Here is a 19,744-nt window from a genome sequence, read left to right on the forward strand (position 1 = left end):
CTGTCATCCTGAGCGCAGCGAAGGATGACAGCACCAAATGCCCTACCTCTCCCTATTCACCTCAGCCTTTCTCGCCGCCACCCTGTTGCCACTGGGCTCGGAAGTTTTACTGGGCGCGCTGGTTCTTGAAGGCTATTCACCCCTGTGGCTGTGGCTCACCGCCACTGCAGGAAATACTCTAGGCGCCGTGGTGAACTGGTACTTGGGGCTAAAGTTACTGCACTTCCAAGATCGCCGCTGGTTTCCCTTCAAGCCAGATAAACTGCAACGGGCCCAGGCGGGGTTTCAAAAATATGGCACCGCCTCCCTTTTATTTGCCTGGCTACCAATAGTCGGCGACCCGCTGACATTTGTGGCGGGGCTAATGAAAACCCGGCTATTGCCCTTTGTGATTCTGGTGGGCATTGGCAAAGGCGCGCGCTATGGCGTGGTGCTTGCTGTAGCGTTGAATTTACACAGCGGCTAACGAGCATTTTCCGCAGCCGACAAAGGCTGATTTACAATACGCCCCTTTTCACTTGGCTGTCCTCAGGAAGCGTAATGCCCCATAGCAATAACTGGAAAATCGGCTTGCCACTGACACTGGGCGCCGCACTGATGTGGGCCATTTTGCCGATTATGCTCAAAGGCATACTCAGCGATATGTCACCGGCGAGCTCCGCGTTTTACCGTTTTCTGATGGCAGGCATTATGCTGCTGGCGATTCTCAGCTTCCGCAAAAAAGACAACAATCTGAAAAAGCTGGCGCAACCCAAGCTGTTACTGGCAACCCTTTTTGCCGGGTTGATGCTGGCGGGCAATTACCTGTTCTTCGCCTGGGGGGTTAACCACATTACCCCCAGTGCTTCACAAGTCTTGATTCAGCTGGCGCCCGTTATGCTCCTTCTGGGTAGCATCTTGCTCTACAAAGAGCCTTTTTCACCGCGACAGTGGTTGGGTTGTGCAATCTTTGTGTTCGGCTTGCTGCTGTTTTTTCACCATCGCCTGGAATCGTTACTGGCCGACCCCGGTGATTATGGCCTGGGCATTCTGCTGATCGTAGTGGCCGCCTTGGTTTGGGCGATTTACGCACTGGTTCAAAAGCGTATTCTCAAACACATTGACGCCCAACAGCTTAATTTAGTGGTGTTCTTTATCGGGGCACTCAGCTTGCTACCCTTCTCTTTTCCGCTGGTGCCCGAGCTGAGCGCAGGGCAATGGCTATTGCTTGTACTGTGTGGCGCAAACACCCTGGTGGCCTACGGCTGCTTTACCGCTGCACTGCACCACTGGCAGGCCACCAAAGTCAGTGCCACGCTCACCACCGTACCGATCTGGACGCTGTTTATTATCCCCCTGTGCCTGCAAATCTGGCCGGGACTGTTTACCCCGGAACAACTGGGACTACTCAACTACAGCGGCGCCGCTCTGGTAGTAATTGGGTCATTGACCGTGGTGGTTGCCAGGTAGCAACAGCGCTTGAGCGGCGCTTGACAAAACCGGGCAAAGCATAGAGAATGCGCGCCCTTGCCGACAGGCAGGAGTACTGAAAAGTACACTTTGTGGCTATGTAGCTCAGCTGGTTAGAGCACAGCATTCATAATGCTGGGGTCGCTGGTTCAAGTCCAGCCATAGCTACCATATCTTTTAAAGGGCTACCTACGGGTAGCCCTTTTTGTTTGCGTCAAATGCGAGAAATTTGCGCAAGCTGATGGGATCCACCATCAGACAAACTGAACCCCCAGACATAATTGCCTTCAAGGGTTGAGCCAGATATTACCTTGGTTTTTCTGAGGGTAGCGTTTGCTTCCACAAATAAAACACCACGGGCAACACCAAAAGCGTTAACAATACGGCGCTGACCATGCCGCCAACCATCGGTGCAGCCAAGCGGCTCATAACTTCGGAACCTGTACCCGAGCCCAGCATAATCGGAATTAAACCAACAATCGTCGCACTGGCCGTCATCAGTACCGGGCGTACTCGCACTGAAGCACCACTCAATATGGCATCGAACAGTGCTTCACTGGACAGCCCTTCTTCACTGCCAGATACCAACTTGTCTCGCTGCTCTTGCCAAGCTTGATTCAAATACACCAACATGATGACGCCCGTCTCGACGGCAACACCGGCCAACGCGATCATGCCTACGCCTACTGCGATAGAAAAATTAAACCCCAGCCAATACATCAACCAAAGACTGCCGACCAGGGACATAGGCAATGTCCCCATTAATATCAACACGGGAGTGAACTGCCGAAAATTCAGATAAAGCAGCACTACGATAATAGCCAACGTGAGCGGCACCACATAGGTCAGCTTTTCCATAGCGCGCAGCATGTATTCATACTGACCTGACCAGTTGATTGAGTAGCCAGGTGGCAAGTCCAGTTGTTCGTTAACCACTTGCATAGCGTGCTCAACGTATCGACCAATATCTACCCCGTCGATGTCCACAAAGACCCAACCGTTTACTCGGGAGTTTTCACTTTTGATAATGGGTGGCCCCTCTTCAACAAATACTCTGGCCACATCGCCCAAGGCGATTCGCTGGCCTAAAGGAGTCACGAGAGGTAGTAATTCAAGCTGCTCCGGTGAGTTGCGGTAGGACTGTGGGTAGCGAATATTGACCGGGTAACGCTCTAATCCTTCAACGGTTTGAGTCACATTGATGCCGCCAACAGCAGAAGCAACCACCTGTTGAACATCGGCGATATTCAAGCCAAAGCGAGCTGCATTTTCACGATTGATATCAACTTTGATGTAGCGCCCTCCAGCCACTCGCTCAGAATAAACCGATGCAGTACCAGGCACGTCCGCCAGTATCGTCTCAAGTTGTTGACCGAGGCCCTGAATCACCTGGAGGTCAGCACCAGCAATTTTGATACCGACGGGGGTTTTAATACCGGTGGCCAGCATATCGATGCGGGTTTTAATCGGCATCACCCAGGCATTGGTCAGGCCGGGCAGCTTGACCAGCGCATCCAATTCTTCCTTTAGCGATTGCGATGTAACCCCGGGACGCCATTCACTTTTATCCTTTAGTTGGATAAAAGTTTCTATCATGGTCAGCGGTGCCGGGTCGGTAGCGCTCTCGGCACGGCCAATTTTGCCGAACACAGTTTCAACTTCCGGTACCATGCGAATCAACTTATCAGTTTGTTGCAGTAACTCCCGCGCTTTACCGATAGAAATACCGGGGTAGGTTGTCGGCATATACATTAAATCACCTTCATCCAGTGGCGGTATAAACTCACTGCCGATTTTTTGTGCAGGCCAGAAGCTACTCACAACTATCAGCAAGGCGACAGCCAGCGTGGTTTTAGGGCGGCTCAACACGACTTTAAGCAGCGGCCGATAAGTACGCACAAGAAAGCGATTGACGGGATTATCCTGTTCTTTGCGCACATGGCCGCGAATAAAATAGCCCATCAGCACCGGCACCAGTGTCACAGCCAGTGCTGCAGCGGCAGCCATGGCATAGGTTTTGGTAAAGGCCAACGGCGAGAACATTCGGCCCTCCTGGGCTTCCAGAGTGAATACCGGGAGGAAACTAACCGTAATAATCAGCAGACTGAAAAACAGCGCCGGCCCCACTTCTGCCGCAGAATCAGCAACGATCTGCCAACGGTTCTTATTCGTCACTTGCTGGCGTTCCATGTGCTTGTGCATATTTTCGATCAGCACAATAGCACCATCGATCATTGCACCAATGGCAATGGCGATACCCCCCAACGACATAATATTTGCGTTCAAACCCTGAAAGTACATCACCACAAATGCCGTCAGGATACCGATGGGCAAACTGATCATCGCGACTAAAGAGGAACGTAGGTGTAACAAAAAAACGAGACAGACCAAGCCAACCATCGCCAGCTCTTCCAGTAACTTGTGCCAGAGGTTGTCTACGGCACGTTCGATTAAGCCGGAACGGTCGTATACAGTCACAATCTCGACGCCATCCGGCAGCCCTTGCTTCAGACTAGCCAGTTTCTTTTTGACGCCCTCAATCGTTTCCTGGGCATTTTCACCAAAGCGCATCACAACCACACCACCCACGGTTTCTCCTTCACCATTCAGTTCGGCAATGCCTCTGCGCATTTGCGGGCCGAGGGTAATATCGGCGATGTCGCCAAGGCGAATGGGTATTCCTTTGTGATTAACCCCCAAAGGAATGCTAACCAGGTCTTCTTTACCTTGGATATAGCCGGACGCGCGCACCATATATTCGGCTTCCGCCATCTCCACCACCGATGCGCCCACTTCCTGATTGGCCCGTTTGATCGCTGTTTGAATGTGCGCAAGGGGAATGCCATATGCACGCAGCTTTTCCGGGTTAACCGTCACTTGATACTGCTTAACCATGCCACCCACAGCAGCAACTTCAGAAACACCTGGAACGGTTTGCAGCTCGTACTTCAGGAACCAGTCCTGAATCGAGCGCAACTGGCTGATGTCGTGTTGGCCGGTGCGGTCAACCAGTGCATACAGATACACCCAGCCAACACCGGTAGCGTCTGGCCCAAGCTGGGGCTTGGCATTGCCCGGCAGTGAGGGCGCAACCTGACTTAAATATTCCAGCACCCGCGAGCGTGCCCAATACAAATCGGTATCGTCATCAAAAATGACGTAGACGTAGGAATCACCAAAAAAGGAATAACCGCGAACCGTCACCGCGCCGGGGACTGACAGCATGGCGGTGGTCAATGGGTAGGTTACCTGGTCTTCCACAACCTGTGGTGCCTGACCCGGATAGCTGGTTTTGATAATAACCTGCACATCGGACAAATCCGGAATGGCATCAACGGGGGTATTTTTCAGCGAAAACAGCCCGGCACCGATTAAAATAGCCGTCGCCAGCAGTACAAAAAAGCGGTTGCTGACGGACCAACGAATAATGGACTCAATCATGGTGGCCTCCATGATGAGCGTGATCCATTTCAGCCATGTCATGCTTCTCAGCATCACCAGATTCCAGGCGCGCAAAGTCAGCGGTTTTGCTGGACTCAGAGTCGAGCAGGAACTGAGCTGAAGTGACAATAAGCTCGCCTTCCTCTAACCCACTCGTTACCTCGACCATATCCCCCGCAACATACCCGAGTGTGACTACCACCGATTTGAAACGCCCTTCGCCCACGGCCAAGACCACCCGATTCTGCGTGCCCGTGCGAATCACCGCCTCTCTGGGAACCACCAATACATCAGTTTTGGGACAGGCCTGGATAGCGACCTGCGCAAACATATTGGGCTTTAATAGCTCTTCCGGGTTGGCAAAACGCAGGCGAACCCGCGCTGTCCGGGTTTTCGGGTCCAGGGTTGGATACACGTAATCAACCTGCCCTTGCCACTGCTGCCCAGGCAAATAATCCAGCGTCATTGATACCGGAGAGCCGACCTCCACCAGCACTGCCTGACGCTCAAACACCTCCGCTTCTACCCACACGCTATCCAGTGCACCCACGGACATCAGGGTAGTACCCGGTTTGACGAAAAAGCCTTCGCGAATGTGCAGGTTGTCAACGACACCGGTTTGCGGGACATAAAAGGTCAGCTTTTGCTTCACCGCCCGGTCGCGCTTGAGTTGCGCAATAACAGCGGCGTCAACTTGCAGCGCTTTAAGCCTGTCCTCAGCCGCCTTAATCAGGCGTGCGTTTTTGCGATTAAGTGCTAACAATAATTCTTCCTGTGCATTGACCAGCTCTGGCGAATAGAGGGAATACAGTGGATCACCCCGCTTCACCGGGTCACCAGATGCTTTGACATACAGCTTGTCAATCCAGCCTTCGACGCGAGGGTGAATATGGATCAAGCGGTCCTCGTCGTATTGCACGTAGCCAACCGTGGTAATGGTTGTATTCAAGGCACCACGTTTTACCGGTGTTGTACGCACACCGAGGTTATTCACCACCGTTGGGGATATGCTGACCAATCCAGCATCGTCCTGGCCGGCTACCGCATCGTCATAGACAGGGATTAAATCCATTCCCATGGGCGACTGGCCCGGTTTGTCACGCCGGTAGTTGGGGTCCATGGGGGCCACCCAATAAAGGGGCTTTTTTTCCTCCATGGCATCGCCTCCACTGGCATTCTCCACACCCTGCCTGGTGAGGTAATAAGTTGTTGCCGCTGTCACCAGCACACTGATAATGGCAACTAAAAGTGATTTATTCATAAGAAGGTCCTCCAGCAGGATCACCGCCAGCAGGCACTAGAAAGTAATTGAGTTCGGCAACCGTTTGCAGTCGGTCTATGGTGATATTTAAGTAGTCGATATTGGTGTTCAGCTCGGCAATGCGGGCACGCACCACTTCAGAGAAATCACCAACATCATTGGTATAGGCGGTTAGCGCGGCTTCGGCCTGATCGTGGATTTCCCGCAGCAGCTGCGCTTCGTAAAGTTTCTTGCGCTGATTAAGGCGCTCCCAGCGTGCCCTGGCGGCTTCAAATTGCGCACGCAGAGCGCGCAGCGCCAAAGCCTTATCGGTTTTCAACGCCTCTGTTGTCGCAGTGGCCGCTTCAACATTTTTGTCCTGGCGGTTACCAGTAAATATAGGCACATCAAACGTCAACGCCACCGAGAAGAAATCACTGCGATCATTGCCCAGCGGGTCGTCATCGCGATAACCATAACTGGCATCGATGCCCCATTGTGGTTTGTATTTTTGGCGCTCCCGCTTAATGGCTGTTTGGCTGGCAATAACCTGCTGATCCAGGGTTTTAATAACCGGGTGAGCGATAAGGCGGGGCAGAATCTGCGCCCTGTCACTGCCCAGTATTGCCTGATGGGCTTGAGTGATTTGGGGCAAATCGACACTCAGTAGGTAGTTGTGCTCAATTGAGCCCGACAACCATTCACCGAGCTGGGCTCGAGATATTTCCTGTTGTTCGTGCAACACCGTCAACCGGTCTTCAAGCCGGGTTAATTCAAGCTGGGCTCGCACCAAATCCTGTTGGCGAGTTTTATCCACCGCACTGGTATAACTCGACTGGGCGACATCGACCAAATGTTCAAACAGCGCGCGGTCTTTCTCAATCAGACGGATCGTATCGCGGTGACGATAAACTTCCAGCCAAAGACGAGTAACGGACAAGGCAATCTGAGCGCGACGATCCTGACGCATATAGGGCTGCCGCTGACTCTGCTCTCTAAGTTCTTGCCGCCGCAAGGAAAGCGTTTTTCCTCGGGGGAAAACCTGGCTTACACCCACGCGAAACTGAGTCATGGGTTCCTGATTAACATCGAAAGTATCCACTGGCAGGTTAGCAAAGCCCAGAGATACCCTCGGACCCGGCAGTGCTCCGGCAGACACGCTGCGAGCGTCACCGGCTTGCTCGCGGTAATAACTCCCGGATAACCAGGGATCATTTTCCTGGGCTAATGTGATTGCACGCTCAAGACTTAGAGAAGTCTCGGCAATAGCGGCTGGCAGCAAACCAATAGCGAACGCCAATGCGGCGCCGCATTTAAGTAAAAACGTCATAACAGCTCCCGACAAGGATGCTGGCCATTAGGCCAATTCAACGGGGAGAGAGAACTCTCGCTAACAGTTTTAGATGGTGTTGCCCGATATGCGGGCGCACCTATCCTGTGTTAGCCAGAGATGGGAGGACGAAGCAAAGAAAGGGGAGATGGGTTGATGTATGACACTACGTATTCGGCGTTAAACACGTTGTCCTGTACAGAATCATACGACACCTCGGCAGCGATATGCGCAGATGGTGAGCCAAAGCAGCCATTCATTGCGCACGCTTCATCGCCACAGCAATCCATAGAAGAGGAGCCACTATCAGAAATGTGCATGGCATGGGCTGAGTGATCCATACCGTCCATGGACATCATTGCCATACCATTGTCTTTATCCATTAGCATTGAGCAGGAAACATTGGCAGCAGCAACGGACTGACCGATGAAAACTATCATCAGACATATCGCAACCATGTACTTATTTCGTGTAAGCCGCATTGTTTGCTGAGTGTTGCTACTGATTCAATGGCAAAAAGAATAGATTAGACTTGACCAACGATAGTTCAATTTATTGGTTACCGCAACAAGCTTACCTAATACACTTGTTCACCAGTAAAACAGTGTTCAATATTATTGAATACTGCATAAAAATGAACGAAATATACATGATGGAATAACTCGATAAGCGCGTTACCTAACAAAAAACCCACAAAGGACTTACCTCGTTGTCGATTATGTAGTGGCATTAAATAAAGACATGTGAAAGCAAAAACCAAACTGGCCCCTTTCCCATAACACCATTACCTATACCCCCACAAATCCACCATATACCGTACCGCCAACAATCCCCAACGACACAATTAACCGCAGTGCGGTTGGCAAAACGCCGTGAGCCAGTTGAAAACGGTTCCACAAATCCAGCTTGCGTTGCAGGGTATGCTCATCGCCTTTTAACAACACTGGGTATTCTGCTGGGCCGTTAGCGGGGGTTGGTGCTACATCAGGAGTTGTGCCATCGGTGAGATGTTTGGCCAATTTGCTTTCTGTACTAATCAGTTCTTCCAGCGCCGCCGATTGCACTACAGTTAGTGCATAAGACAAGTTGCCCATAATCTCAGACGCTGCCTGGCACCAATCGCCCCAGTTCTTTTTGTTTACATCGACCATCTCGAATTGCGGGCATTGCTCTGCCCAGTTTTCGATTCCGGTTGTGCCGATAATAGCCTGGGGGAGGCTGAGCTGAACCGCACAGGCAGAGACAGTGCGCATTTCATCTTGCACTTGTTTGCAGACCCTCAGCATTCTCTTTTTTTCAAAATGCCCTATCTGGCCATCGGCGGTAATGACGTTCCAGGTGTTTACAAACAAAGCCTGCTCGTTATCCACCCTGGCACTCAGGTGCTCTGCGCAATGGAGCAGCTTTATCAAGCCTAGCAAGTAGTCTTTCCAACCACCGCCCAATTGTTCTGCAGCCTGCAAGTGTGCACGACGACAGTTAGCATCATGCACTTTGAGCTGGTCAGCGACGATCTTGCGCTCTGCTGTGATTTCCTGAATAGCATCGGGGATCTGGCTTTTCTTCAGTTCTTTGCCGCGATGGCGAATCACACCCCCAGAAGGTTTGAGGTCACCCCTTGCCAGCGCCTCCAATGTATGGCGCTCCAAATCGAGGTTGCGCGCCAATTCCAGCTGATCAGCCAGAGACGGCGGGTACAGGTCAGCAATAGATTCTGCGGCAGTGCTGGCGATGGTGCCACTATTGAGCATATCGTCCACCGTGGCAAAGTTACGTACTGGGCTCCGGCTCAAGTAGGTACCACGATATTCCGGAGAATAGGAGGCTTTGCTGAATCGTTTACTAACCGCATCAGCAGGGGAAATAGGCTCCATCTTGGAAATTTTTTCCGGGTTGTAAAAGCTCATGCTGATCTGTTGCCGCAGAGCTTCCGGGTTGGCGAATATTTGCCAAGCGTCACGGTCATCTATTTTGGCTGGTATGTAGGTGCTTTTGGCATTGTCTTCCCGGTCTCTGTTGGCTGGGTGGGTAGACCACATTTGCGGTGGCCGGGCCATATCTTCTGTGAATACTCGATGTTGTTGCGCATCCTGATTTTCCGGGCGCTGTGGTACCGTGCCGTAGCTGTCATCGTCTAATACATGGCCAATAGCACTGATGGCAGACTTTTGCGCTGCGAACAGGTCAGTCAGTAGCTTGTCTTGCCCAGCCTGTTGGCCTGCCACATCCAGAGCTGTCTGCCAGGCATCATCAGCCGCCTGCAATTTGTGCAGTGCGTGAATAAGTGCATCGCTGCCGGTAACGGATACTGCCACCAGATCAGCATTGAATTCCATTTCACGGCTGAGGGCGCGCTCGGCAATAACCACCAGCCTAAATAAGGTATCCATCAATGAACGTATAGACCAAATCACCAATGCCAGTATCCAGCCGATCCAGGCGATGCGCAGATCGATTCGAGAAATAAAACGGATAATGGAATCCAGCCAGTCGCGAGTGGCCACCATATGAGCAATAATCTGCTGGGCGATATATACCCAACGCCCCACCATCATTGAGTTTTGAGCAAAGTGACCAAATTCGTGAGCCAAGACAGCTTTGAGTTCGCCCAGGTTGAGCACATTCACCAACCCGAGACCGACAATCAGGTTTTTCTTTGAAGGAAAGATCAGGTTAAGCAGTGACAAATCATAAAAAACCGCGGCGTTTACCTCCGGAGTAATAAATACCCTGTGTGGCTTTGGCGCACCTACCTCATCTGCCAGGCGGTGCAGGAAAGCGAATAGTTCGGGCTGTTCTTTGCTGGTGACTTCAACACCACCGGGATTGCCGGATTTGCGCACCGAAAACAATGCCTTGATCATGAAAACTGTTAACAATAATGAACTCACTGCGACAACGATCATCCCAAGATTTCCGTCACCTGCCTTTATAGTCATCGCACTGTTGTAGGTGATCAGCCCAAAACAGGCTGCCAGGGCAATATAAACAAGCATAAAGAGCATTAAGCCTGCCATGGCCAACCATGCCTGTCGTTTATAACTGCTCTTTGCCTTGGTAAGCCCTTCGGGAACATTGCTGGGGCTTTCTGGGTACAGTATTGAGTCAGACATTTGTAATTCTCTTATGTTATTGTTTTTTATGTTAGGCGTCGCTATCTGGGTATAGCGTGTTGTAGATCATGTAGGCTTGATTTCGGGTATAGAGGGATAAAAAGGCAGCTAGAGCTTCCAAGGCGATAAAGGCTATACCCTGCCAACTGGCGATTACGGTAGATATTTGCAACCAGCTCGTTTTCTGCACATTACCTTCGACGATATGACCAATGATCATACCCATGGGGGCAATGGTGATTGTGATGATAAATGCGAGAATCAGGCTGTTGCTGAATTTGAGTAGAAAAGCGGCGTGCTCTTCTTTAGTCTTTCTGGACATTTCGCTGACTTTCATGTCTTTCCCTGCGTAACTATTGGGCATTCGCTCTGGTACGACCTACCTGCCAACTACTGTGTAGCGTGAAGAAAGTATATGAGGGTAGATAAAGAATGCCAACACACCCTACACCTCATTTCTTACCTATCGCACTTAAACCATTGAGAGAGTTGTGCGGGAAAAAGTTCTGCATGGCGATGCTTTGTAAGGCATTTGGCTGTGAGCGGTCACAGGTTAAGTTACATATAAAGCAATAAGTTAAGCTCCCCCAGCTAAAATTCATAATGCTGGGGCCGCTGGTTCAAGTCCAGCCATAGCTACCATACAGATTAAAGGCTTATACGTTTTCTGCGTACAAGCCTTTCAAGCCTTTTATTTTGCCTGAGTGTGTGAGATTTGCGTGATCCTTGACCGATCAGCTTTCTGGGTGGGATTTAACGAAAGCATACTCGGTATATTTAAGGCAGCGCGGGTTGTTGATAGTAGCCCACCTTACTGCTAACTTTAAAAGCATCGCAGTTCACCAAGACCTTCCAGATATGACGATCCCCATTCCTGACCGGCCCAGTGGGTTTCTTTTAGGTGACCATGCAGCATTGGTCACTATTGATGTATTTTTCGATATTCAGTGCCCTCACTCACGCGCGGCCTGGCCAACCTTGCTTGAAGTCATCAAGCACTACGAGAATGAGCCTGTCAGCCTCAGAGCCCATGTAATTACCTTGAGCAATCATCGCCAGGCCTGGGATATGAGCCTGGGCTTATTCGCTTTAGCCGATGGCGACCCGGATAAATTCTACAGTTTTGCCAGCTTTCTGTTTGCCCGGCAGGAGCAGTTTTACAATGTCCCGTTTGCCGATAAAACCCATAACGATCTGCTGCAATTGGTCGCCGATTTTGCACAAGAGCATTCAGGCGTTGACCGCGCCGCGTTTCTTAACAGAATGGGCGACAACGATATCTATGTACAGGCACGTACACCCATTCGCTATGCAGCAACCAGAGCAGTTTGGGCAACGCCTACCCTGTTCATCAACAATGCGGGTAAAGTGCCGGTCGACCACACATCCGGGCTGGCTGACTGGCAGGCGGTCATTGATCCCCTATTGGGCAAGTAATAGCCCGACCAAACGCTGAATAACGTATGGTCGGGCTATTCGTATACCTAAAAAACAACATTCGCACCTTTACACCCACTCGGGCAGCATCCGCAAAGCAAACCCCGTATCAAGGTCAAGACTCCCCAAGGTATAGAGGCTAGCTCCGATCTAAAGTACCCATTCCAGTCCAGATAGCTTATTATTGGTTAAAAAAACGACAACGAATAACTGGGTGGGGCGGTATCTATGCGTATCGGCAAGTGGGCTGTTTTATTGGCTGTCTTCTGGCTACTGCTTTCAGGCTATATTCAACCATTATTACTCAGCTTTGGCGCCGCCTCTGTCGCCATCGTGCTTTTCGTTCTGCATCGCATGGATGCTGTTGATCAGGAACCGGAAGACGTGGGCAACGGCCCACAAATTATTCGATACACCGTCTGGCTTCTGGGTCAAATTATGAAGTCCAGTACCCATGTCACCAAACTGGTATGGGGCTCATCAAGCCAGGTCTCACCCTGCTTGGCAAACGTATCCGCACAAAATGTACCGCCGGAAAGCCAGGTACTTTACGCCAACTCCATCACTCTGACCCCCGGCACGCTGAGTGTCGACCTGGAAGACGGCCAGATTACCGTCCATGCTCTGCAAAAGGCATCCATTGAAGAGCTTGAGCAAGGCGACATGGAGCGAAAAATCACCAGTATCTGGGGTAAAAACACATGAGCGAAGTTCTGGCGGCAGCCTGCATTGCTATTTTGGTGGTTATGGCTATTGCCCTGGCCAGGGCCTTTAAAGCACCCACGGTCTACGACCGCATTCTTGGCGTCAACATGTTTGGCACCAAAACCGTACTGTTTATTGCGGCGGTTGGCTTTTTGATGGGGCGGCCAGACTTTTTGGACATCGCGATTGTTTATGCACTGATCAATTTTATTGGGATGATCGCGGTACTTCGTTTCTTTGAATATACCGCGCCAGCCGAATAACAACTTACATAACAATCCACACAACAACGGTAACTCATGTTTATCCTGGACATTGTCAGTAGCATACTGCTTATTGCAGGGGTATTTTTTGGCTTCAGCGGCGCGGTCGGGCTGTTTAAATTCCCCGATTTTTTTACCCGTGTACACGCAGCCAGCGTTACCGATTCCATCGCAGCTATTTTGGTCATCAGCGGTTTACTGCTGCAAACCTCATTCGACCTGAACACAGCCAAACTTGTGTTTATTCTGCTGTTTCTAATGATCACAAGCCCCACCGCCTCACACGCCCTGGCAAAATCTGCTCGCCACGGCGGACTGCTGACATTGGCTGAAGCCAAGACGGAAAATGAAGGGGCAGACGATAAACAGGAGCAAGCGCACTAATGGCTGAATTGATTGATTTGGTGCTGCTGGCAATGCTTGCACTCACCGCATTGCGAATCATCTTTTTGAAGGATTTATTTGCTGTGGTGATGTTGTTCGGCATCTACAGCTTTTTATCCGCTCTTATCTTTATAAACCTGGATGCGGTTGATGTCGCCTTCACCGAAGCATCCGTGGGTGCAGGTATCTCCACCGTTCTGATGCTCGGAACACTGGCATTAACCGGTCGAAAAGAGAAAAAGAATTCACACTCGTCCCTGCTTCCTTTATTGGTTGTCACTGTCACGGGAGCGGCATTGATTTACGGCACGCTGGATATGCCACCGTTCGGCGACCCGGATAATCCGGTACACCAGCATGTCGCCCCCAGGTATATAGAAGAATCCCCCAGTGAAATCGGCCTGCCCAATATGGTCACCTCGGTGCTGGCCAGCTACCGTGCCTTCGATACCCTGGGCGAAGTGGTGGTGGTGTTCGCTGCGGCCATTGGCGTTCTTGCCTTGCTCGGTATCCGGCGCAAAAAAGACAGTGACCTGGAGTCAGGCTTAAAAGAACACAAAGTGCTCCACGTGATTGCCAAAATCGTGATTCCCCATGTGATTCTTTTTGCGCTGTATGTTCAGTTCCATGGCGACTTCGGCCCCGGAGGGGGCTTCCAGGCCGGGGTGATCGCGGCAGCGGCCTTTATTTTGTACGCCCTGGTATTCGGGCTACCCAATACCCTGGCGGTGGCGAGCCCAAAATTCTTGCAATGGATGGCGTCTTTTGGCGTGTTGCTCTACGCCGGTGTCGGTTTGGTCAGCATGATTAAGGGTGGCCAATTCCTTGATTACAACCAACTCGCCGCTGACCCAATAGCCGGTCAACACTACGGCATCATTATTATTGAGCTGGGTGTTGGCATTACGGTATTTGCGGTAATGCTGAGTATTTTCTATGCCTTTAGCAGCCAGGCAGAGAGGTCAAACGTCCAGTGAATTTTATTCTCGATTACTACAACTACTGGGTTGTAGTGTTTTTGATGATGGCCGGGTTTTATATTGTGATTTCAGCCAACAATCTGGTTAAGAAGATTGTCGGCCTGAACGTCTTTCAAACCTCTGTTTTTATGCTTTATATCTCTATGGGTAAAGTCAGCGGGGGTACCGCGCCCATTCTGGTCGAAGGTGTTACCCAGTATTCCAACCCGCTTCCTCACGTACTGATTCTCACCGCCATTGTGGTTGGCGTTGCGGTTACAGCGGTTGGTCTGTCGTTGATTGTGCGCATCAAAAGAGCGTACGGCACAGTTGAAGAAAATGAATTTGAACATAAGGACGATGCCATCTAATGCTTGAACAACACTTGGCAGCACTCCCTGTTCTTCTGCCGTTAATCGCAGCTCCTATTACCCTGATTTTAGGTCGCTCACTGCTCTCCTGGGGTTTCGCTACCTTAGTTAGTGGGTGCGCATTTGTGGTGTCCATTCAGCTGTTAGCGGCGGCATTGTCCGATGGCGTGCTGAGCTACGCGTTGGGGGGCTGGCCACCGCCCTGGGGCATCGAATTGCGTGTGGACGCAGCCAATGCCTTCGTCTTGCTCGCGGTGTCCGCCATCTCAACTCTGGTGCTGATTTATTCCAAAGACAGCATCGAAAAAGAAATCGAAAAATCAAAGCATTCACTGTTTTACACCGCCCATCTGCTCTGCCTGGCTGGCCTTTCCGGCATTTTAATCACCGGTGATGCGTTTAACTTGTTCGTATTTCTGGAAGTGTCATCGCTGGCCACCTACACCTTGGTCAGCCTGGCATCGGATCGTCGCTGTTTAACGGCAGCGTTCCGCTACCTGGTGATGGGCACCATTGGCGCGACCTTTATTCTGATTGGCGTGGGCCTGCTGTACATGAAGACCGGCACCCTCAACATGATGGACCTCGCCAGCCGCATTGAGCTCTACGACAGCAGCCGCACTATTAACACCGGCCTGGCATTTATCGTCGTCGGCATTGGCATTAAGATGGCTCTATTCCCTCTGCACATGTGGTTGCCACCCGCTTATACACACGCGCCGTCTGCGGTCACTGCTTTTCTATCCAGCACCGCAACCAAGGTTGCCGTGTACGTGATGATTCGCTTTATATTCACCATTTTTGGCATTGACCACGTCTTTGAAGAAATGGGCATGGACATTATTTTGATGGCCCTAGCAGTGGTGGCCATCTTCAAATGCTCTTACATGGCAACCGTGCAAAGCAACGTCAAAACCGTATTTGCCTACAGCAGTGTGGCGCAAGTTGGCTACATGATTCTGGGCCTGAGCCTGGTGAGCGTGACCGGTTTAATGGCAAGCCTGATGCATGTGTTCAACCACGCCCTTATGAAAGGCGCCATGTTTATGGCGGTGGGTGCGGTTTTTTACCGAGTTGGTTCTGTGGATATTAAAGCCTTTCAAGGGCTGGGCAGGCAGATGCCTCTGACCATGGCGGCTTTTACCATCGCCGGCTTAAGTATTATTGGGGTGCCGCTTACGGTAGGTTTTGTCAGTAAATGGTACCTGGTCACCGGAGCACTGGAGCAAAACAACTGGATCATTGCGGCACTGGTGCTGGCAGGTTCCCTACTCGCGGTTGTTTACGTTGGCCGCATATTGGAGGCAGCCTACTTCAAAAAATTACCCGAGAACGTTGATCCAAACACCGTCAAAGAAGTACCCCCGCTGATGCTGGCACCCATGTGGGCGCTGGTACTGGCGAATATTTATTTTGGCATTGATACCGGCCTGACCACCGAGGCGGCCAGCAGTGCAGCGGAATGGCTGTTCCCGAATGGCGATACCCATAGTGTAAGCAACGGGCAGGAGATGTCGAAATGAATCTCTGGCAGGGCGTTGAGCCTTCTCAATTAATTGCACTTTCTATCATTGTGCCCTTTGTTGGGTCCTTACTGGTTGTGGCCACCGGTAAAATCCCAAATCTGAGAGAAGCGGTTACGCTAACCACAGCGGCTGTTTTGTTCAGTATTGTGCTGGCCATAACGGACTACTCGATGCAGGGCACGGCTCTATCGCTGGATGTTATCGAGATATTCCCAGGCCTGGGTTTGAACTTTGATGTGGAACCGCTGGGCGTGCTGTTTGCCCTGGTGGCCAGCTTTCTGTGGATTATTACCAGCATCTACGCCATTGGTTATATGCGTGGTCATCAGGAAAAAAACCAGACCCGCTTTTTCTGCTGTTTCGCACTGGCCATCAGTTCGGTGATGGCCATTTGCTTCTCTGGCAACCTGTTGACGCTGTTTGTGTTTTATGAGGTGTTGACCCTGTCCACCTATCCGCTGGTCACCCATGCCGGTACCGACGCGGCCAAACAAGGCGGCCGAACCTATCTGGGTATTCTGCTCAGTACCTCTATCGCCTTCCTGCTGTTCGCCGTACTGGGCACCTATGTCGTGACTGGCACTCTCGATTTCCGCCCCGGCGGTATTTTTGACGATTCCCACAGCAAAACGGTGCTTGCGGTGTTGCTGGTGCTGTTCTGCTACGGCATTGGCAAGGCCGCCATTATGCCATTCCATCGCTGGCTGCCTGCTGCCATGGTGGCACCGACACCGGTCAGTGCCCTGTTGCACGCCGTAGCCGTGGTCAAAGCCGGTGTGTTCAGTATTCTGAAAGTGGTGATTTATATCTTTGGCATCGATGGTCTGACGGATCTCGCCACCACAGACATCATGCTCTACATTGCCACAGCGACGGTGTTGCTGTCGTCGTGCATTGCCATGACCAAAGACAACCTGAAAGCGCGGCTGGCCTATTCCACAGTCAGCCAGTTGAGCTATATCGTGGTCGGCGCCCTGCTGGCTTCTTCGGTGGCCGCAGCCGGCGCCGCGTTGCATATTGCCACTCACGCTGTGGGCAAAATTACCCTGTTCTTCTGCGCTGGCGCGATCATGGTGGCCAGCCACAAAAAGAACATCAGCGATATGGTGGGTCTTGGGCGGCAAATGCCACTGACCATGGCAGCCTTTACCATCGGCGCCATCAGCATTATCGGCCTGCCGCCCATGGTGGGTACCTGGAGCAAATGGTATCTGACCATTGGCGCCTTGGAGGCAGACAAACTGATTGTGGTGGCTGCACTGATGATCAGCTCCCTGCTCAATATTGCTTACTTGTTGCCAATCCCCATCAAAGCGTTTTTCAACACTCAGAGTGAAGGCGCAACAGCCTGGTCTTGGTCCGAGACCAAAGAAGCGCCACTGCCCATGTTGATTGCGCTGGGTGTGACCTCATTCGGATGCCTGGCCCTGTTCTTCTACCCTCAGCCTCTGATCGACCTCATTAATTTGATTCCGGGCGTTTCAACCAGCATGGGAGAAAGATAAATGTCTGACCATCACGACTCCGATGGCTGGTTCGACAAGCCAGAAAACGTTCGCAAAATGCTCAGAGTATTTTATGTACTGTGCGCGTTATTGGTGATCGCCGATTTTGTTGTGAACCGATACGTTTACCACAGTTGGGAAAACGTACCTGCTTTTTACGCCATTTACGGTTTTGTGGGCTGTTCCATTCTGGTGTTTGTAGCAACCTGGATGCGATCGTTTTTGATGCGTGGGGAAGATTACTACGAGGTAGATAGCTACGACGAGGTGGATAGCCGCGATGAATAGTGTTATCCCTTTTCTGCCATTAATGCTGGCGGCCCTGGCGGCGCTGTTCCTGCGCGGTTGGGCACGCAACATTATTATGCTGGCCGCACCAATTATTGGCGGCCTCAATTTGCTGGGCCTGGAACACGGCGTGTTCTGGTCGATGGAGTTTATGGGCTACGCCCTGGAGCCGGTTAAGGTCGACAAACTCAGCCTGATGTTCGGCTACCTGTTTCATATCGCCGCCTTGATTGCGGTGATTTACGCACTGCATGTGAAAGACACCACGCAACACGTGGCCGGGCTCTCCTACGCCGCCAGTGCGGTGGGCGCTGTATTTGCCGGGGATTTACTGACCCTGTTCGTGTTCTGGGAACTGCTGGCGCTGACGTCGGTATTCCTGATTTGGGCGAGAAGAACCGACCGCGCCTACTCATCCGGTGTTCGTTATCTGATTTTTCAGGTGCTGTCCGGTGTGTTGCTGCTGGCGGGGCTGCTGATTTTTGCGCAAGTAAATAACAGCTTGCTGTTTACCGACATTGGTTTGCAGCACGAAGGTATCGCACAAGTTGGCGCCTGGTTGATCTTCCTGGCGTTCGGTATCAAAAGCGCGTTCCCGTTTGTGCACAACTGGCTCACCGATGCCTATCCAGAAGCCACTCCCAGCGGGACCATCTTCCTCGCCTCATTTACCACCAAAGTGGCTGTTTATGCCTTTGCGCGGGCCTACGCCGGTGAAGAAATTCTGGTTTGGATTGGCGTCACCATGGCGTGCTTCCCGATTTTCTACGCGGTGATCGAAAACGACCTGCGCCGGGTACTGGCCTACAGCCTGATAAACCAGATCGGTTTTATGATTGTGGGCATCGGCATTGGCACCTCCCTGGCGCTCAACGGCGCTGTGGCTCACGCCTTTAATGACGTGATCTTTAAAGGCCTGTTGATGATGACCATGGGGGCAGTACTGTACAAAACCGGCAAGATCAATGGCTCGGAACTGGGCGGTTTGTACAAGAGCATGCCGAAAACCACCATACTCTGTATTGTCGGTGCCGCTTCTATCTCCGCATTCCCATTGTTCAGCGGCTTCGTGTCCAAGTCGATGATTATGTCGGCGGCGATAAAAGAAGGGTACGACTACGTGTGGTTGCTGTTGTTGTTTGCAGCGGCGGGCGTGTTCCATCACGCGGGTATCAAGATTCCCTATTTTGCCTTCTTCGCCCACGATTCCGGCATTCGCACCACAGAAGCCCCCAAAAACATGCTGATCGCCATGACCCTGGCTGCGGTTGCCTGCGTGGTGCTCGGCTCCTTCCCGGCGCAAACAGTGTATGCCCTGTTACCCTGGGAGCATAAATACCAGCCCTACGATGTCACTCACGTACTCACCCAGCTACAGCTGTTGTTCTTCTCCGCAGCGGCGTTTGTGTGGTTAAACCTGTACAAGCTGTACCCACCCGAGTTGCCGTCCACCAACCTGGATGCGGACTGGCTGTATCGCAAATTGGCCCCTGCCTTTATTAAGCGCATCGGCTGTAGCGTCTACGGTGTGTACGCGAGCATTGAAAAATCCATCACTGCCTCTATCAAGCAAATCATTCAAAACTCTTACGATGCAGAGGAAGGCAAACCCAAAGGCTACTTTGCGCGACTGTGGCCAACGGAAACCATGGTGGTGTGGGTGGCTGGATTATTGGCAGCTTTTCTGGTGCTCTATTATATTTAAGGCAAATAGCCCCCAAGTGAGACCGCCA

At 51.6% G+C, this 19,744-nt stretch carries 18 protein-coding genes and 2 tRNA genes; 14 read left to right on the forward strand and 6 right to left on the reverse strand.

Annotation, left to right across the window (positions count from 1 at the left end):
• Positions 1-37 precede the first annotated feature (37 nt).
• The 3 genes from KFE80_07265 (at position 38) to KFE80_07275 (ending at position 1,620) form a co-directional block, all read left to right on the forward strand.
• A complete protein-coding gene (locus KFE80_07265) occupies positions 38-466 on the forward strand; it encodes a DedA family protein (protein ID UTW44206.1) in 429 nt (142 codons plus the stop codon).
• A 74-nt stretch (positions 467-540) separates the two neighbouring features.
• A complete protein-coding gene (locus KFE80_07270; protein UTW44207.1) occupies positions 541-1,449 on the forward strand; it encodes a DMT family transporter in 909 nt (302 codons plus the stop codon).
• Between the two features lie 94 nt (positions 1,450-1,543).
• Positions 1,544-1,620: transfer RNA gene (locus KFE80_07275), tRNA-Met, on the forward strand.
• 135 nt (positions 1,621-1,755) lie between these two features.
• Here KFE80_07275 and KFE80_07280 read toward each other — a convergent pair.
• From KFE80_07280 to KFE80_07305, 6 genes are all read right to left on the reverse strand, one after another.
• Complete coding sequence (locus tag KFE80_07280; GenBank protein ID UTW44208.1) at positions 1,756-4,890, reverse strand: efflux RND transporter permease subunit; 3,135 nt, start codon at positions 4,888-4,890, stop codon at positions 1,756-1,758.
• Positions 4,883-6,151, reverse strand: coding sequence for an efflux RND transporter periplasmic adaptor subunit (locus KFE80_07285; protein UTW44209.1), 1,269 nt, complete (start codon positions 6,149-6,151; stop codon positions 4,883-4,885). The genes KFE80_07280 and KFE80_07285 overlap by 8 nt, the downstream gene beginning before the upstream one ends.
• Positions 6,144-7,460 (reverse strand): TolC family protein, encoded by a 1,317-nt coding sequence (locus KFE80_07290; protein UTW44210.1) that lies wholly within the window; start codon positions 7,458-7,460, stop codon positions 6,144-6,146. Before KFE80_07290 ends, KFE80_07285 begins: the two co-directional genes overlap by 8 nt.
• A gap of 110 nt (positions 7,461-7,570) precedes the next feature.
• Positions 7,571-7,900 (reverse strand): hypothetical protein, encoded by a 330-nt coding sequence (locus KFE80_07295; protein UTW44211.1) that lies wholly within the window; start codon positions 7,898-7,900, stop codon positions 7,571-7,573.
• A 348-nt stretch (positions 7,901-8,248) separates the two neighbouring features.
• Positions 8,249-10,573: a M48 family metalloprotease gene (locus tag KFE80_07300; protein ID UTW44212.1), complete on the reverse strand. Its 2,325-nt coding sequence runs from the start codon at positions 10,571-10,573 to the stop codon at positions 8,249-8,251.
• A gap of 31 nt (positions 10,574-10,604) precedes the next feature.
• Positions 10,605-10,910: a hypothetical protein gene (locus KFE80_07305; GenBank protein ID UTW44213.1), complete on the reverse strand. Its 306-nt coding sequence runs from the start codon at positions 10,908-10,910 to the stop codon at positions 10,605-10,607.
• Between the two features lie 197 nt (positions 10,911-11,107).
• Here KFE80_07305 and KFE80_07310 point away from each other — a divergent pair.
• From KFE80_07310 to KFE80_07360, 11 genes are all read left to right on the forward strand, one after another.
• A tRNA-Leu gene (locus KFE80_07310) sits at positions 11,108-11,215 on the forward strand.
• 216 nt (positions 11,216-11,431) lie between these two features.
• The gene (locus tag KFE80_07315; GenBank protein UTW46667.1) at positions 11,432-12,010 is read left to right on the forward strand and encodes a thioredoxin domain-containing protein; all 579 of its coding nucleotides are present in this window, start codon (positions 11,432-11,434) and stop codon (positions 12,008-12,010) included.
• Between the two features lie 228 nt (positions 12,011-12,238).
• Positions 12,239-12,715, forward strand: coding sequence for a Na+/H+ antiporter subunit E (locus KFE80_07320; protein UTW44214.1), 477 nt, complete (start codon positions 12,239-12,241; stop codon positions 12,713-12,715).
• On the forward strand, positions 12,712-12,978 hold the full coding sequence (locus tag KFE80_07325) for a pH regulation protein F (protein ID UTW44215.1): 267 nt from the start codon (positions 12,712-12,714) through the stop codon (positions 12,976-12,978). Before KFE80_07320 ends, KFE80_07325 begins: the two co-directional genes overlap by 4 nt.
• Positions 12,979-13,014: 36 nt before the next feature.
• Positions 13,015-13,362, forward strand: coding sequence for a monovalent cation/H(+) antiporter subunit G (gene mnhG / locus KFE80_07330; protein UTW44216.1), 348 nt, complete (start codon positions 13,015-13,017; stop codon positions 13,360-13,362).
• Positions 13,362-14,339, forward strand: coding sequence for a DUF4040 domain-containing protein (locus KFE80_07335; protein UTW44217.1), 978 nt, complete (start codon positions 13,362-13,364; stop codon positions 14,337-14,339). Before mnhG ends, KFE80_07335 begins: the two co-directional genes overlap by 1 nt.
• A complete protein-coding gene (locus KFE80_07340) occupies positions 14,336-14,692 on the forward strand; it encodes a cation:proton antiporter subunit C (GenBank protein UTW44218.1) in 357 nt (118 codons plus the stop codon). Before KFE80_07335 ends, KFE80_07340 begins: the two co-directional genes overlap by 4 nt.
• Positions 14,692-16,215 (forward strand): monovalent cation/H+ antiporter subunit D family protein, encoded by a 1,524-nt coding sequence (locus KFE80_07345; protein UTW44219.1) that lies wholly within the window; start codon positions 14,692-14,694, stop codon positions 16,213-16,215. Before KFE80_07340 ends, KFE80_07345 begins: the two co-directional genes overlap by 1 nt.
• On the forward strand, positions 16,212-17,723 hold the full coding sequence (locus tag KFE80_07350; protein UTW44220.1) for a monovalent cation/H+ antiporter subunit D family protein: 1,512 nt from the start codon (positions 16,212-16,214) through the stop codon (positions 17,721-17,723). The genes KFE80_07345 and KFE80_07350 overlap by 4 nt, the downstream gene beginning before the upstream one ends.
• Positions 17,724-18,011: a hypothetical protein gene (locus KFE80_07355; protein UTW44221.1), complete on the forward strand. Its 288-nt coding sequence runs from the start codon at positions 17,724-17,726 to the stop codon at positions 18,009-18,011.
• A complete protein-coding gene (locus KFE80_07360) occupies positions 18,004-19,716 on the forward strand; it encodes a Na(+)/H(+) antiporter subunit D (GenBank protein UTW44222.1) in 1,713 nt (570 codons plus the stop codon). The genes KFE80_07355 and KFE80_07360 overlap by 8 nt, the downstream gene beginning before the upstream one ends.
• The last annotated feature ends 28 nt before the right edge of the window (positions 19,717-19,744 follow it).

The sequence above is a fragment of the bacterium SCSIO 12696 genome, from assembly GCA_024397955.1.
Classification (GTDB): domain Bacteria; phylum Pseudomonadota; class Gammaproteobacteria; order Pseudomonadales; family Porticoccaceae; genus SCSIO-12696.

Bases quoted from the DNA above. Each gene is read 5' to 3' on its own strand.
- KFE80_07265 (UTW44206.1), top strand. From the start codon at position 38: ATGCCCTACCTCTCCCTATTCACCTCAGCCTTTCTCGCCGCCACCCTG.
- KFE80_07270 (UTW44207.1), top strand. From the start codon at position 541: ATGCCCCATAGCAATAACTGGAAAATCGGCTTGCCACTGACACTGGGC.
- KFE80_07280 (UTW44208.1), bottom strand. From the start codon at position 4,890: ATGATTGAGTCCATTATTCGTTGGTCCGTCAGCAACCGCTTTTTTGTA.
- KFE80_07285 (UTW44209.1), bottom strand. From the start codon at position 6,151: ATGAATAAATCACTTTTAGTTGCCATTATCAGTGTGCTGGTGACAGCG.
- KFE80_07290 (UTW44210.1), bottom strand. From the start codon at position 7,460: ATGACGTTTTTACTTAAATGCGGCGCCGCATTGGCGTTCGCTATTGGT.
- KFE80_07295 (UTW44211.1), bottom strand. From the start codon at position 7,900: ATGATAGTTTTCATCGGTCAGTCCGTTGCTGCTGCCAATGTTTCCTGC.
- KFE80_07300 (UTW44212.1), bottom strand. From the start codon at position 10,573: ATGTCTGACTCAATACTGTACCCAGAAAGCCCCAGCAATGTTCCCGAA.
- KFE80_07305 (UTW44213.1), bottom strand. From the start codon at position 10,910: ATGAAAGTCAGCGAAATGTCCAGAAAGACTAAAGAAGAGCACGCCGCT.
- KFE80_07315 (UTW46667.1), top strand. From the start codon at position 11,432: ATGACGATCCCCATTCCTGACCGGCCCAGTGGGTTTCTTTTAGGTGAC.
- KFE80_07320 (UTW44214.1), top strand. From the start codon at position 12,239: ATGCGTATCGGCAAGTGGGCTGTTTTATTGGCTGTCTTCTGGCTACTG.
- KFE80_07325 (UTW44215.1), top strand. From the start codon at position 12,712: ATGAGCGAAGTTCTGGCGGCAGCCTGCATTGCTATTTTGGTGGTTATG.
- mnhG (UTW44216.1), top strand. From the start codon at position 13,015: ATGTTTATCCTGGACATTGTCAGTAGCATACTGCTTATTGCAGGGGTA.
- KFE80_07335 (UTW44217.1), top strand. From the start codon at position 13,362: ATGGCTGAATTGATTGATTTGGTGCTGCTGGCAATGCTTGCACTCACC.
- KFE80_07345 (UTW44219.1), top strand. From the start codon at position 14,692: ATGCTTGAACAACACTTGGCAGCACTCCCTGTTCTTCTGCCGTTAATC.
- KFE80_07350 (UTW44220.1), top strand. From the start codon at position 16,212: ATGAATCTCTGGCAGGGCGTTGAGCCTTCTCAATTAATTGCACTTTCT.
- KFE80_07355 (UTW44221.1), top strand. From the start codon at position 17,724: ATGTCTGACCATCACGACTCCGATGGCTGGTTCGACAAGCCAGAAAAC.
- KFE80_07360 (UTW44222.1), top strand. From the start codon at position 18,004: ATGAATAGTGTTATCCCTTTTCTGCCATTAATGCTGGCGGCCCTGGCG.